Raw genomic sequence first — 14,357 nt, 5'->3', positions numbered from 1 at the left:
TTAATGAAACTAACCCTATTCAAACTTGTGGCCAGTGCAGTGCTGGTTTTCGGCCTCAGCGCCTGCCAGGCACCGTCACAAGATCGTACGCAGCATAATGGCGTTAGCGTGCCTGAACCGGAGGTACGCCTGCCGGATTATCTGGCGACCGATTGCCAAAACGTGTGGCAAATCGAAACGCCAGCCGCTGCAGGCAATCCGCTCTATTGGCAGCGCGCCATGGATTGCGCCGAGCGCTTATCGCCGGCCGAAGCGCGTGCAGAAGCGCGTCGTTGGCCGGTACAAGGCTGGGCGCGCGCCTTCAAGCAGGGCATCTTGCTCGCGAACGGTAACGTCACGCCAGTTGAGCGCCGTGATTTCGTCACTACCTTAGACGGTTACAGCGCGGCTTATCCTGCATCGGTGCGTCCGTTGCTACAGCTGTGGCGCAGCAATCAGGCGGCCCAACTGGAGCTGAGCGAAGCGCGTGGACGCTACGCCGCTTTGCAGCAGAGCAATGACGCGGAGATGGATAACCTGCGCCAGCAGCAAACCAAAATGCGTCAGTCGCTGGCCGATACCCAACGCAAGTTAGAGCGTTTAACCGACATTGAACGCCAGCTGTCGTCGCGTAAAGCGCCTGATAGCAGCGACACATCGCACGGCGGCAGCGATGTGCAAAGTGAGGATCAGTAACCATGAAACAAGCCGCGCGTTTATTGCTGGTGGATGATGATCCGGGCTTATTGAAACTGCTCGGCATGCGTCTGAGCAGCGAAGGCTATCAGGTGGCGACGGCCGCCAGCGGGCCGGAAGCCCTGCGCCATCTGCAGAAAGAGAAGGTCGATTTGGTGATCAGCGACCTGCGCATGGACGAAATGGATGGTCTGGCGCTGTTCGGCGAAGTGCAGAAACGTCATGCGGGCTTGCCGGTGATCATTCTCACCGCGCACGGTTCGATCCCGGAAGCGGTATCCGCCACGCAACAAGGCGTGTTCAGTTTTCTGACCAAACCGGTCGATCGTGACGCTTTGTATAAAGCAATAGATGAAGCGCTGGCCCAGCGCGCACCGATCAGCGATGACGGTTGGCGCGAAGCGATTGTGACGCGCAATCCGCAGATGCTGCGGTTGCTGGAGCAGTCGCACATGGTGGCGCAATCTGACGTCAGCGTATTGATTAACGGCCAAAGTGGCACCGGTAAAGAGGTGCTGGCGCAGGCGATTCACGCCGCCAGCCCGCGCGCCACCAAGCCGTTCATCGCCATCAACTGTGGTGCGCTGCCGGAACAACTTTTAGAGTCCGAACTGTTTGGCCACGCTAAAGGCGCCTTTACCGGCGCGGTCAGCGCACGTGAAGGTCTGTTCCAGGCGGCGGAAGGCGGCACGCTGTTTCTTGATGAGATTGGCGACATGCCACAGGCGCTGCAGGTGAAACTGCTGCGTGTGCTGCAGGAGCGCAAAGTGCGGCCGTTAGGCAGCAACCGCGATCTGGATATCAACGTGCGGATTATTTCCGCGACGCATCGCGATTTGCCCAAAGCGATGGAGAAGAAGAGTTTCCGCGAAGATCTTTACTATCGTCTTAACGTGGTGAATCTGAAAATTCCCGCGCTGCACGAGCGCGCTGAAGATATCCCGCTGCTGGCGAATCATCTGCTGCGCCAATCCGCCGATCGCCATAAACCTTTCGTGCGTAGCTTTTCGGTTGATGCGATGAAGCGGCTGGTCAGCGCCGCCTGGCCGGGCAATGTACGTCAGCTGGTCAACGTGATTGAACAGTGCGTCGCCTTGAGTACCGCGCCGGTCATCGGTGATGCCCTGGTTGAACAGGCGCTGGCGGGGGAAAATACCGCGCTGCCGACTTTCGTCGAAGCACGAAATCAGTTTGAGCTGAACTATCTGCGTAAACTGCTGCAGATGACCAAAGGAAATGTCACCAACGCTGCGCGTCTGGCTGGACGTAACCGCACTGAATTCTATAAGCTGCTGTCGCGCCATGAATTGGACGCCAGCGAATTTAAAGAGTAGCTTGCTGCGGCAGCGTCAGGAACAATTATACTAACGGTATCCGTCCATCATGGAGGGAGTAAAAAAGGATCTGTCATGAAAAAGATCGATGCAATTATCAAACCATTCAAACTCGATGATGTACGTGAAGCCTTAGCTGAAGTAGGCATCACCGGGATGACCGTCAGTGAAGTGAAAGGCTTTGGTCGCCAGAAAGGTCACACTGAGCTGTATCGCGGCGCTGAGTACATGGTCGATTTTCTGCCAAAAGTGAAAATCGAAATGGTGGTAGGTGACGATATCGTCGATACCTGCGTAGAAACCATTATGAAAACCGCGCAGACCGGCAAAATCGGCGACGGCAAAATCTTCGTCTTTGACGTGGCGCGCGTAGTGCGTATCCGTACCGGTGAAGAGGACGAAGAGGCGATTTAAGCCCCTTCGCGCATTGCCTGTAAAAGCCTGCCTTGCGCAGGCTTTTTTGTTTTACAGCACCTTGTGCGGGCCAAATACTTCGTAGTGGATGCGATCGGCATTGATGCCGGCATCGACCAGTTGACGTGCGACAAACTGCATAAACGGTAGCGGGCCACAGATCCAGAATTGACGATCGGCCTGGTTCAGCGCGGAGGACACGCTCGCCAAATCCATCAAGCCCTGCGCGTCGTAACGCCCGGCATCGGCAATTTCTGGTTGCCGATACCAAACGTGGCTGGTGAAGTTTGGCAGGCGTGCGCCGAGGGATTTCACCTCTTCAGCAAACGCATGCTGCGAACCAGCTTCCGCGGCGTGCAGCCAGTTAACCGCCGCCGGATGTTGCTGCTGCGCCAGAGTAGCCAGCATCGCCAGCATTGGAGTTTGGCCGACGCCAGCAGAGATCAGCGTAATCGGCGTAGCGGCTTCAGCCTGCAGGATGAAATCACCGGCTGGTGCTGCGCACTGCACGATATCGCCCACCTGCGCACGATCATGCAGCCAGCCCGACACGCTGCCCAGCGCTTCGCGTTTAACCGCGATGCGATAAAATTGCCCATTTGGCTGGTGCGTCAGCGAATACTGGCGATGCTGAATATTTTCACAGCCTGCCGGTTGTAGGCTGATGGCCAGATACTGCCCTGGCAGAAAGGTTGCCACCGGCTTACCGTCGTTTGGCACCAGTTCAAAACTCTTGATCACCGAACTCTCCTGATTGATAGCGCGAATACGAAAATCACGCGCACCGCGCCAGCCGCCGGTTTTCTCTTCGGAGGCCGAATAGATGGCTTCTTCACGCTGGATAAACACATCGGCCAGCACGCCGTACGCTTTGCCCCATGCGGTCAGCACTTCTTCACCCGGATGCAGCAGCTCATCAATCGTCGCCAGCAGGTTTTCACCCACAATCGCATACTGCTCGGGCTGAATGTTCAGGCTGGCATGCTTCTGCGCGATTTTCTCCACCGCCGGCAACAGTACGGCCAAATTTTCCAGGTTGCTGCCATAAGCCACAATGGCGTTAAACAACGCTTCCCGCTGATTGCCGCTGCGCTGATTGTTCATGTTGAATACGTTTTTCAGTTCAGGATGTTGCGTCAGTAAACGTTGGTAGAAATGGCCGGTCAGCTGCGGTCCAACCTGGGCAATCGCGGGCAAGGTCGATTTGATGGTAGCGATGGTTTGCGCGTCGAGCATGGTGAAATCCTCAGAGTGAATTTAAACATGTATTTTAAATGCATCTTATGGGTAATCGAAGCGCCTGTAAATCCCTTGTTGTGATTAAGGATTAAGCAAGAAAGGTGCGGGCTGGCGCGCAAAGCTGAAATTCTTTCGCCATGAAAGTGAGCAAATTTCGTGATTTTCTGGCTTGCAAAAAAGCGTAAAAAACCCGTTCCAGCGCCATGCCAATCGTTTGCGCAAAAAGAGGGGATTGACGCTACCGTCACCTGTCAAAACCGTTTACACTGTTCGCCTTCGCCCCCTAGCCGGGGCCTAAACTGCCGTTAAAAAGTTAGCTGAGTCAGGAGAGTCCGGATGTTAAAGCGTGATATGAACATTGCCGATTATGATGCCGCGTTGTGGCAGGCTATGGAGCAAGAGAAAGTGCGTCAGGAAGAGCACATTGAACTGATTGCTTCTGAAAACTACACCAGCCCACGCGTAATGCAGGCCCAAGGTTCACAGCTCACCAACAAATATGCCGAAGGCTATCCGGGCAAACGCTATTACGGCGGATGTGAATACGTCGATATCGTTGAGCAACTGGCGATCGATCGCGCTAAAGAGCTGTTCGGCGCAGATTTCGCTAACGTGCAGCCGCACTCCGGTTCTCAGGCCAACTTCGCGGTTTACACCGCGCTGCTGCAGCCGGGCGACACCATTCTGGGTATGAACCTGGCGCACGGTGGTCACCTGACGCACGGTTCCCCGGTAAACCTGTCGGGTAAGCTGTACAACGTTATCCCTTACGGCATCGATGAAACCGGCAAAATCAACTACGAAGAACTGGCTGAGCTGGCACAAACCCACAAGCCAAAAATGATCGTCGGCGGCTTCTCTGCTTACTCTGGCGTGTGCGACTGGGCCAAAATGCGTGAAATCGCAGACAGCGTTGGCGCCTACCTGTTCGTCGATATGGCACACGTTGCGGGCCTGATCGCCGCAGACGTCTATCCGAACCCAGTTCCTCATGCCCACATCGTGACTTCAACCACCCATAAAACCCTGGCGGGTCCGCGCGGCGGCCTGATCCTGGCGAAAAACGGTGACGAAGAGCTGTATAAAAAACTGAACTCCGCGGTCTTCCCGGGTGGTCAGGGCGGTCCTCTGATGCACGTGATCGCCGGTAAAGCGGTGGCGTTCAAAGAAGCGATGGAGCCAGAGTTCAAGACTTATCAGCAGCAGGTGGCTAAGAACGCGAAAGCGATGGTGGAAGTTCTGCTGGAGCGCGGTTACAACATCGTTTCCGGTGGTACACACAACCACTTGTTCCTGATCGATCTGGTCAGCAAAAACCTGACCGGTAAAGAAGCCGATGCCGCTCTGGGCCGCGCCAACATTACCGTGAACAAAAACAGCGTACCTAACGATCCGAAGAGCCCGTTCGTGACCTCTGGCGTGCGTATCGGTACCCCAGCGGTGACGCGTCGTGGCTTCAAAGAAGCTGACGTTCGCGAGCTGGCTGGCTGGATCGCTGACGTGCTGGACAACATCAACGACGAAGCGACCATCGAACGTACCAAACAGAAAGTGCTGGAAATCTGCAGCCGTCTGCCGGTGTACGCGTAAGCTTTACGCTTCTCGATGCAGTGCAAAAAAGGATGGTGCAAGCCATCCTTTTTTATTGCCGTCGCAGCAGTGCTCTGACAAAGTAGCGCCCACTCGTGCTGCTCAGCAGCATTTTTGCTGGAGGGAATATGGCAATCGGCTCCGCCAAATGGCTCGGTTTGGGCTACTTCACTTACTTCTTCTGTTACGGCATTTACCTTCCTTTCTGGAGCGTGTGGCTCAAAGGCACCGGACTCGATGCAGAAAAAATCGGTCTGCTGCTGGGGTGCGGCATGGTGGCGCGCTTTGTCGGCAGTTTGCTGATTGCCTCGCAGGTAAAAAATCCCTCACAGCTGATCACTGCGCTGCGCTTGCTGGCGCTGATGACGTGCCTGTTCGCTATCGGTTATTGGCTGGGACAACAGTGGATGTGGCTGCTGTTCGTGATGATCGGCTTCAACCTGTTTTTCTCACCGCTGGTGCCGCTGAGTGATGCGCTGGCCGCCACCTGGACGCAGCAAATTGGTCTGACATATGGCCCGGTTCGTTTGTGGGGCTCGCTGGCGTTTGTCATCAGCTCTGCCTTAACCGGCATGCTTGTCACGGCGTTCTCATCGCAGGCGATTCTGGTGCTGCTGTCACTGGGCGCGATCGGCATGTTAGGTGGGATGATGTTAACGCCAGCGACGAAGCCGCAGGGCAGTGAACGTCAGACGTCAACCGATGGTGGCTGGCAGGCATGGCGTGATTTGCTGCGCGAAAATGCGGTGTGGCGTTTCATGTTATGCGTGACATTGTTGCAGGGCGCGCATGCGGCTTACTACAGCTTCAGCGCGATCTGGTGGCAGGAGAGCGGTTATTCCGCGTCGATTATTGGCTACTTGTGGTCGCTGGGCGTGGTGGCTGAAATCATCATTTTTGCTCTCAGCAGCCGACTGTTCCGCCGCTGGAGTGCGCGCGATCTGCTGCTGTTATCAGGCGTGTGCGCCATTATCCGCTGGACAATGCTGGGATCCAGCACCGCGTTGCCGTTGCTGATCGTGGCGCAAATTCTGCACTGCGGCAGCTTTACCGTCTGCCATTTAGCGGCGATGCGGTTTATTGCCGCGCGCAAAGGCGCGGAAGTGATTCGTCTGCAATCGCTCTATTCGGCGCTGGCCATGGGCGGCGGTATTGCGGTGATGACTATGATTTGCGGTGTGCTGTTTTCTCATCTGCAAGGACATCTGTTCTGGGTGATGGCATTAGTGGCGCTGCCGGCGCTGTTCCTGCGTCCGCGTGCCGCTTAACTCTCCAGCAACTGGAGAATACGCTGCTGCTGATGACGACTCAGCGGCAGCTCAGCCTGGATCAGCGGCGGTGAAAACAGCGGCAATGAAATGGCGTACGGCGTAATCACCAGCGCGATATCGCGCGGCGCGCCTTCACGCTGAAAATGCACAACGTCCTGATAGCTGATGTTAATCGGTAGCAGCGTCATTTCCCGCAGCTGCTGCTCCAGCAACTGCTCCAGCGCCGCATCCGCGCCCGTCAGCAATAGCACCTGCTTTTCCTGCAATGCACTCTCCTGCATCAGCCAGGCACCAAATAACACCGCCACCAGACTTATCTCTTCAGCACTAAAGCGTGTGGCAAAGTTACGGCTGAAATGCTCAAGTGCGCGTTCCGTGGTACGCAGCAGACGCGGGTAGAGTCGTGCGACATCCAGCGCCACGCTGTTATCGATGCCGATGGCAAAATGGCTGCGATCCAGCGCCTGCGCCAGATGCGTAAAGAGTTGCTGAGTGAGTTCGGCGCGATTTCTGAAGGTGGTTTGTGCCAACTGCTCAAAGCGCGCAATCAGCGCTTCCACTGACTGCATCAGCTTTACTGCCTGCGGATGCTCCAGCTGCGTAGCGGTTGGCGCGTGAATCAGGCTAAATAGCAGCGTCCAGAAGTCGGTCTCGCTTACATCCGGCGCTAAGTGGCAGCGCTTCTGCCAGTGATGGATTACGTCGTCGGCGGCAGCACGTTCGACTTTTTCCGCCAGCCACGCGCGCTGTCCGTCATTGAACAAAGCGTTTTGGCGCTGGCACAGCGCATACTTCATGAAGATTTGCAGAAACAGGCGGTCGCGCGGGCTAAAGTCGCGCGCCAGACGCAGGCTGCAGTGCTGAATTAGCGCCTGCAGGTTAGTTTCATCCCACAGCGCTTTCTCGATTTTCAGGACTTTCAGGCGCTGACGCAGCACCGGGGCAAAATGCTCGCAGACAAAATCCTGCGACAAACGCAGCGCGCGTCGCAGCCAGTGGATCAGGCACAGCCGCCTGTCCAGTTCCGTCCCGTGAATGCGGAAGCTGCCATCGACCATCTGGTGTAGCTCCAGTTGATGGTAACGCTGTATCTCCTCTCCCACATCCGCGATATCCTGTCGGGCGACAACAGGCGCCACGCCATTCAACTGGCAGAGCTTTTCAAGCGTCAACGCGGGAGCGGGCAGAAATAGCAGCAGTAACAGATGACAACGACGCTGGGAACGGCTGAAGAGTGGTGCAGAGGAGGGTGCAGAACTCATCAATGGTTTATCCGCAGGTCACTTTTGAGCTAAGAATAGCTAACTCCACGCGGTAACCTTGCACTTTGTCGTGACTTTTGTTCAGAGCTTTAGGGCGGGTCACAATTTTTCTGGGCCACTCTACACTTCACTTTAAAATTGTTACTTTATAACACATGAAAATTGCACTCATTACGTTTACGCTGTTGTTCAGCACCGCAGCCTGGTCACATCCGCATAGCTTTATTGACATGAAAACCGAGTTCATCAGTGACAACCAACATCTTAGCGGCATGAAAATGGTGTGGACCATGGATGAGATAACCTCCGCCGATCTGTTGTACGACGCAGGTAAAGCCAAGCCCGGTGATGTGGTGTGGAAAAAGCTGGCGGCGCAGGTGATGGCAAATGTGCTCGGTCAGCACTATTTCACCGAAGTGTGGCAGGACAGAAATCGGGTTAAGTTTCTCAATCTGCCGAAAGAGTACAACTTATCGCGCAACGGCAACAAAGCGGTGCTGGAGTTTATCGTGCCGTTTGGCGAGCCTCAGCTATTGAGTGCGAAGCAGTATCGCATTCAGACTTTTGATCCCAGCTACTTTGTTGATATGTATTACGATAATCCACAGGCATTAACCATGGACGACACCGTTAAATCGCATTGCCAGATCGATCTGCATACGCCGAAACCGGATGACTCGCTGAAGCAATATGCGCTGTCGCTGGATAAAGCCGATGCACCGCCAGAGGATATGGATCTTGGCCAGCAATTCGCCCAAACGGTAACACTGACATGTCACTGATTTCGCTTCCCTCCCGTTCACGTCGTTTATGGCCGCTGTGGCTGATGGCGGTGTTATTGCTGCTGGCGGGCGTGCTGCTGTGGCAGCACTGGTCGCAGATTTTGCTGCAAAGTGTGCTGTGGCAAAAAATCCTCAATCGCGAAATGACGCAGCTTTTGCAGCAGGTGGCTGAACAACCGCAGCAGGCGGGCGTGACGCTGATGCTGTTCAGCCTCGCTTACGGCGTGCTGCATGCGCTGGGGCCGGGACACGGCAAAGTGGTGATCACTACCTTTCTTGCCACCCATCCGGCAAGGTTGAAAACCAGCATGAAGCTAACGCTGCTGGCGGCTTTGCTGCAAGGCGGCGTGGCGATTGGTCTGGTAACGCTGATGCTGGTGGTGCTGCAAACCTCGTCGCGTCAGATGCATCTCGGCAGTTACTGGCTAGAGAAGGGCAGTTATCTGTTAGTCGTCGCGCTGGGTATTTGGGTCGGTTGGCGTGCACTGCGGTCGCTGCGCCAGCAATGGCGTCCTCAGCCAAAGTTGCAGATCCACGCTATTCGCCCAGCGCATCAGCACGATGAACACTGCGGCTGCGGACATGCGCATCTGCCCAGCGCTGCGCAGATGGATCAGGCAGTTAGCGCTAAAACGCAGGCGCTGGTGGTGTTTTCCATGGGGCTGCGGCCCTGTTCCGGCGCCATCATGATGCTGCTGTTTGCCAAAGTGATTGGTGTGTATGCGTGGGGCGTCGCCTCTGCCGTGGCGATGGCGTTGGGCACTGCTGTGACGGTTTCGGCGCTCGGCTTGTTAGTGCAGCGCTCCCGTCTGCTGGCTCAGCGCTTAGGGCAGGCAGGCGGTACTCATCCTGCGACCAGGCTGCTGGTGCCGCTGCTCGCCATGTTAGGTAGCGTGCTGTTAATCGTTGCGGGCGTTGCATTATGGCAAAGTGCCTCGCCGGGCATCGGCGGTGGAATTCGTCCTTTCTGACATTAAGGATATTTGGGTAGTGTAAATATTCCACTGTTGCAAGTATTCTCCCCCTCAACAGTTAATTAAATATCTCCGCTTAGCGCGCTGGTGAAAATAGATTTCTCTGTCTAAGCTCAATTACACCAGTCAATATCCTGGTGGATTAGCAATTATAAAATTTCAGCGAAATATTCTGCGAGGAGAAAACGATGCCTGAAACTCGGATTAATAATGGCAGCGTAGATACGGTGCACGACGTGCATGGCGGCCTACCATTAAAACGTATTTCATGGAGCGCAGTATTTGCCGGCGTTATCGCTGCGCTAATCATTCATATTTTATTGGGGATATTGGGTACAGCGATTGGTGCAACAACCATCGATCCACAACAGGAACAAAATCCGCTGCAGCATCTGGGAACCGGCGCGTTAATCTGGACCGGCGTGAGTATGCTGATTGCCATGGGCGTAGGTAGCTACGTTGCGGGGCGTCTGGCGCAGCGCGAAGGGGCGATGCATGGTTTGTTGATGTTTGGTGTTAGCACCATTTTGACATTATGGCTCGCGATTACCCTGGCAACTGGCGTTATTGGCGGTGCGTTTAATATTTTAGGCGCCGGCGTAAATGCTGTTGGTAATGGAATTTCCGCAGCGGCGCCATCACTGACCAATATGGCAAAAGAGAAGCTGCAGGAAAGTAATATCAATTTAGATGATTTAAAAAACGAATTACAAACTACACTGCGTCAAACCGGCAAGACAGAATTACAACCTGAGAATCTGCAAAAGGATGTAAATAACGAAGCCAATAACGCGCAAAATCAAGCAGAGCAAACGGCACAAAATCCACAGAATGCTGATAATGATCTGGCTAATTGGTTGAAAGGCGTTATGAATCGTCACTCAGATACATTGCAAGCTGCCGATCGTGATGCGCTGAAAAATATTATCAAAGCGCGCACCGGTAAAAGCGATCAAGAGGTTGAGCAGATTGTGACTCAAACCGAGGAGAGCTATAAAAAAGCCGTGCAACAGTATCAGGAGTTGAAACAGCAGGCGGAGCAAAAAGCCCGTGAAGTGGCTGAGCAAGCGGCGGCCGCAACGGCGAAAGCGAGCTGGTTCACCTTCTTTATGCTGGTGATTGAAGCAGTACTGGCAGCATTGCTGGGGCGCGTGGGTCGCAGGACGCAACCGCGTCAGGTATTAAGCCACGAACGTCGGTAACAAAAAAGGCGGCTGATTCAGCCGCCTTCTCGCATTTAGCGCTTCAGCGCTTCACTCAACTCTTCACGCATCGATGCCAGCATTGCTTTCACTACGCGTGGGTTACCCGCAACGATGTTACCTGACATCACGTAACCGTGGTTGCCGGTAAAGTCAGTCACCAGGCCGCCCGCTTCACGCACCAGCAGCTCGCCCGCCGCAAAATCCCACGGCTTCAGGCCAATCTCAAAGAAACCATCAACGCGACCTGCAGCGGTGTAAGCCAGATCCAGCGCCGCCGAACCGGTGCGACGGAAATCAGCGCACTGGGTGAACAGTTTGCCAACGATGTTGATGTAAGGGGTTGCGTGCTGCTTCAACTTGAACGGGAAGCCGGTCGCCAGGATGGTACCATCCAGATCGCGCGCCGTGCTGCCGCGCAGGCGATAGCCATTCAGCTGTGCGCCCTGGCCGCGTACGGCGGTGAAGAGTTCGTTACGCATTGGATCGTAAACCACAGCCACTTCGGTGCGGCCTTTGATGCGCACAGCGATAGAAACGGAGAAGTGTGGTAAACGTTTGATGAAGTTGGTGGTGCCATCCAGCGGATCGATTACCCATTGAATGTCTTGATCTTCGCCCGCCAGCTCACCGCTTTCTTCGGTGATGATGGTGTGTTTCGGGTACGATTTACGAATTACTTCGATAATCAGACGTTCTGCGTCACGGTCAACATTGGTAACGAAGTCGTTGCTGCCTTTCTGGCTGGCTTCGACAGCGTCCGGGGTTTCATAATTCTTGGCAATTAAATTTCCGGCCTTGCGCGCGGCGCGCACGGCTATGTTGAGCATCGGATGCATCGGTATCTCTCGCTGGATGTTAAAGAACGGGGAAAACGGCGCGGAGTATATCAGCGTGTTCAGCAAATGTCCTCTTTTTATGTTAGGATGCGCGCCATCATTTCCCTGACCGCCTCTAATTATGCTGCAGAATATCCGAATCGTATTGGTAGAAACGTCGCACACCGGCAACATGGGCTCCGTCGCACGCGCGATGAAAACCATGGGCTTAACCAACCTTTATCTGGTCAATCCGCTGGTGAAACCAGATTCACAGGCCATTTCCCTCGCCGCCGGTGCCAGCGATGTCATTGGTAATGCGCGCATTGTCGATACCATGGATGAAGCCATTGCCGGTTGTAGTTTGGTGGTTGGCACCAGCGCACGTTCACGTTCACTGCCGTGGCCCATGTTGGATTCACGCGAGTGCGGCATTAAAAGCGTGGAAGAGGGCCAGCAGGCGCCGGTGGCGTTGGTGTTTGGCCGCGAGCGCGTGGGCCTGACTAACGAAGAGTTGCAGAAATGTCACTATCACGTCGCGATTCAGGCGAACCCGGAATACAGCTCACTGAATCTGGCGATGGCGGTGCAGATTATCGCTTACGAAGTGCGCATGGCCTGGCTGGACGCGCAGGAAAAAGCCGCGCCGACGGAAGAGCCTGTCGAATCACCGTATCCGCTGGTTGACGATCTGGAGCGCTTCTATCAGCACATCGAACAGATGATGCTGAACAGCGGCTTTATCCGCGAAGGCACGCCAAGCCAGGTGATGAGCAAGCTGCGTCGTTTATATACACGTGCGCGCCCCGAACGCGATGAACTGAACATCCTGCGCGGCATGATGGCATCGTTCGAAAAGCGCAAAGGTAATGTGGATAATAGTTGAGTAAAACAGTTGGTTAAATAGTTGAGCAATTTACTTGGTTAAATAGTTGACCGTTTTACTCAGGAATGTCAGACTGGCGTCAATTCTTCAGATAACCCGCCGATAACCGGACGGACGCTTACGAGGTTGTATGCTATGAGACTGACATCCAAAGGACGTTATGCCGTAACCGCTATGCTGGACGTTGCACTGCACTCCAATGAGGGCCCGGTGCCGCTAGCTGACATTTCTGAGCGTCAGGGCATCTCATTGTCCTATCTGGAGCAGTTATTCTCACGTCTGCGTAAGCACGGCTTAGTGGCCAGCGTTCGTGGTCCAGGTGGCGGTTATCTGTTAGGCAAGGATTCAAGCGCGATTGCTGTGGGCGCGGTTATTACCGCCGTTGACGAATCTGTCGATGCCACCAAATGCCAGGGCAAAGAGGGCTGCCAGGGCGGCGAGCGTTGCCTGACCCACGTTTTGTGGCGTGATCTGAGTGAGCGCATCAGCGACTTCCTCAACAACATTACGCTGGCGGAACTGGTGAATAATCAGGAAATCCTCGAAGTGGCCGATCGTCAGAACACCGTCGACAATCGTCGTTTCCAGCAGCATCGTGTGCAAGAAACCATCAACGTTAATCTGCGCGCTTAATCAGTTCTCCTTCGGCCTTTCCTGTTCATACGGGCGAGGCCGAATGTGCTATAAAGACGTATGATTTTTTATACGGAGTTTTAGCGCAATGAAATTACCGATTTACCTGGATTACGCAGCCACTACGCCTGCGGATCCGCGTGTTGCCACCAAAATGATGCAGTTCCTCACAATGGATGGCACTTTCGGTAACCCCGCGTCCCGTTCCCACCGTTTTGGCTGGCAGGCTGAAGAAGCTGTTGATGTGGCTCGCAATCAAGTTGCTGAGCTGGTCAATGCCGATCCCCGTGAAATCGTTTTTACCTCCGGCGCGACCGAAGCGGACAACCTTGCGATCAAAGGTGCCGCGCAATTCCATCAGGCGCGCGGCAAACACATTATTACCAGCCAAACCGAACACAAAGCGGTGCTCGACAGTTGCCAGCAACTGGCGCACGAAGGCTTTGATGTCACCTTCTTACAGCCGGGCAGCGACGGTATCGTTACGCCGCAGATGCTCGAATCTGCACTGCGCGACGACACGGTGCTGGTGTCGCTGATGCACGTCAATAATGAAACCGGTGTGATTCAGGACATCGCCGCACTCGGCGCGCTGTGCCGTGCACGTGACATCCTGTTTCACGTTGATGCCACGCAAAGCGTCGGCAAATTGCCGATTGACGTCACTGAACTGCCGGTGGATTTGATGTCGTTCTCAGCGCACAAGCTGTATGGACCGAAAGGCATCGGCGCGCTGTGGGTGCGTCGTAAACCGCGTCTGCAAATTGATGCACAGATGCACGGTGGCGGTCACGAGCGCGGCATGCGTTCGGGCACGTTGCCGGTGCATCAGATTGTCGGCATGGGCGAAGCCTACCGGATTGCGCGTGAAGAGATGAGCAGCGAAATGGCGCGTCTGGCCGAGCTGCGCCAGCGTCTGTGGCGCGGTATTAGTCAATTGGGTAACGTGAACCTCAACGGTTCGCTGGAGCAGGGCGCTCCGAACATCCTCAATATCAGTTTTGCCCACGTCGATGGCGAATCGCTGATTATGGCGCTGAAAGATTTGGCGCTGTCATCCGGTTCCGCCTGTACCTCGGCCAGTCTCGAACCTTCCTATGTGCTGCGCGCGATGGGCGTTGAGCAGGAGCTGGCACACAGCTCGCTGCGTTTTTCGCTCGGGCGCTTCACCAGCGCAGAGGAAATTGAGTACGCTATCGAGCTGGTCAACAAAGCGGTAACACGTCTGCGGGCACTTTCGCCTGCGGCAAACGCCCGCTAATTCATGCACCCCTTGC

At 55.0% G+C, this 14,357-nt stretch carries 14 protein-coding genes; 11 read left to right on the top strand and 3 right to left on the bottom strand.

The window, feature by feature from the left end:
* Nucleotides 1–3: 3 nt before the first annotated feature.
* The 3 genes from qseG to glnB all read left to right on the top strand — a co-directional run bounded on the left by qseG (nucleotide 4) and on the right by glnB (nucleotide 2,423).
* Entirely contained in the window at nucleotides 4–675 is a 672-nt protein-coding gene (qseG, locus tag ACVLVH_RS08835) for a two-component system QseEF-associated lipoprotein QseG (RefSeq protein WP_101763468.1), read from the top strand.
* A gap of 2 nt (nucleotides 676–677) precedes the next feature.
* Nucleotides 678–2,009 carry a two-component system response regulator GlrR gene (gene glrR, locus ACVLVH_RS08830; RefSeq protein ID WP_101763469.1) on the top strand — a complete coding sequence of 444 codons (1,332 nt, stop codon included), beginning with the start codon at nucleotides 678–680 and terminating at the stop codon, nucleotides 2,007–2,009.
* 75 nt (nucleotides 2,010–2,084) lie between these two features.
* Nucleotides 2,085–2,423: a nitrogen regulatory protein P-II gene (gene glnB, locus ACVLVH_RS08825; RefSeq protein ID WP_007886217.1), complete on the top strand. Its 339-nt coding sequence runs from the start codon at nucleotides 2,085–2,087 to the stop codon at nucleotides 2,421–2,423.
* Nucleotides 2,424–2,474: 51 nt separating this feature from the next.
* Here glnB and hmpA read toward each other — a convergent pair whose 3' ends face one another.
* Nucleotides 2,475–3,659: an NO-inducible flavohemoprotein gene (hmpA, locus tag ACVLVH_RS08820; protein ID WP_498949207.1), complete on the bottom strand. Its 1,185-nt coding sequence runs from the start codon at nucleotides 3,657–3,659 to the stop codon at nucleotides 2,475–2,477.
* Nucleotides 3,660–3,998: 339 nt separating this feature from the next.
* Between hmpA and glyA the strand changes: the two genes are divergently transcribed.
* Nucleotides 3,999–5,252, top strand: a complete 1,254-nt coding sequence (gene glyA / locus ACVLVH_RS08815; protein ID WP_101763471.1) for a serine hydroxymethyltransferase — start codon at nucleotides 3,999–4,001, stop codon at nucleotides 5,250–5,252.
* A 128-nt stretch (nucleotides 5,253–5,380) separates the two neighbouring features.
* A complete protein-coding gene (locus ACVLVH_RS08810; protein ID WP_192411383.1) occupies nucleotides 5,381–6,520 on the top strand; it encodes a 3-phenylpropionate MFS transporter in 1,140 nt (379 codons plus the stop codon).
* Here ACVLVH_RS08810 and csiE read toward each other — a convergent pair.
* A complete protein-coding gene (gene csiE, locus ACVLVH_RS08805; protein ID WP_110868270.1) occupies nucleotides 6,517–7,785 on the bottom strand; it encodes a stationary phase inducible protein CsiE in 1,269 nt (422 codons plus the stop codon). The two genes, ACVLVH_RS08810 and csiE, sit on opposite strands and share 4 nt — an antisense overlap.
* A 155-nt stretch (nucleotides 7,786–7,940) precedes the next feature.
* Between csiE and ACVLVH_RS08800 the strand changes: the two genes are divergently transcribed.
* The 3 genes from ACVLVH_RS08800 to ACVLVH_RS08790 all read left to right on the top strand — a co-directional run bounded on the left by ACVLVH_RS08800 (nucleotide 7,941) and on the right by ACVLVH_RS08790 (nucleotide 10,743).
* Nucleotides 7,941–8,567 (top strand): DUF1007 family protein, encoded by a 627-nt coding sequence (locus tag ACVLVH_RS08800; protein WP_137386294.1) that lies wholly within the window; start codon nucleotides 7,941–7,943, stop codon nucleotides 8,565–8,567.
* The gene (locus ACVLVH_RS08795; RefSeq protein ID WP_498949205.1) at nucleotides 8,558–9,538 is read left to right on the top strand and encodes a nickel/cobalt transporter; all 981 of its coding nucleotides are present in this window, start codon (nucleotides 8,558–8,560) and stop codon (nucleotides 9,536–9,538) included. Before ACVLVH_RS08800 ends, ACVLVH_RS08795 begins: the two co-directional genes overlap by 10 nt.
* 191 nt (nucleotides 9,539–9,729) lie before the next feature.
* Entirely contained in the window at nucleotides 9,730–10,743 is a 1,014-nt protein-coding gene (locus ACVLVH_RS08790) for an MFS transporter (protein WP_101763476.1), read from the top strand.
* 35 nt (nucleotides 10,744–10,778) lie between these two features.
* Here the strand turns inward: ACVLVH_RS08790 and suhB are convergent, their stop codons facing one another.
* Complete coding sequence (suhB, locus tag ACVLVH_RS08785; protein ID WP_008108283.1) at nucleotides 10,779–11,582, bottom strand: inositol-1-monophosphatase; 804 nt, start codon at nucleotides 11,580–11,582, stop codon at nucleotides 10,779–10,781.
* 121 nt (nucleotides 11,583–11,703) lie between these two features.
* On the opposite strand from suhB, the gene trmJ reads away from it, so the two are divergent.
* The 3 genes from trmJ to ACVLVH_RS08770 all read left to right on the top strand — a co-directional run bounded on the left by trmJ (nucleotide 11,704) and on the right by ACVLVH_RS08770 (nucleotide 14,341).
* A complete protein-coding gene (gene trmJ, locus ACVLVH_RS08780) occupies nucleotides 11,704–12,447 on the top strand; it encodes a tRNA (cytosine(32)/uridine(32)-2'-O)-methyltransferase TrmJ (RefSeq protein ID WP_110868266.1) in 744 nt (247 codons plus the stop codon).
* A 135-nt stretch (nucleotides 12,448–12,582) separates the two neighbouring features.
* A complete protein-coding gene (gene iscR, locus ACVLVH_RS08775) occupies nucleotides 12,583–13,080 on the top strand; it encodes a Fe-S cluster assembly transcriptional regulator IscR (protein WP_008108287.1) in 498 nt (165 codons plus the stop codon).
* Nucleotides 13,081–13,168: 88 nt separating this feature from the next.
* On the top strand, nucleotides 13,169–14,341 hold the full coding sequence (locus ACVLVH_RS08770; protein ID WP_110868265.1) for an IscS subfamily cysteine desulfurase: 1,173 nt from the start codon (nucleotides 13,169–13,171) through the stop codon (nucleotides 14,339–14,341).
* Nucleotides 14,342–14,357: the final 16 nt, after the last annotated feature.

Source organism: Kluyvera sp. 1366 (assembly GCF_054823405.1).
Note: the sequence above shows the minus strand (reverse complement) of the source record. Positions and strands in the feature narration are given on the sequence as shown.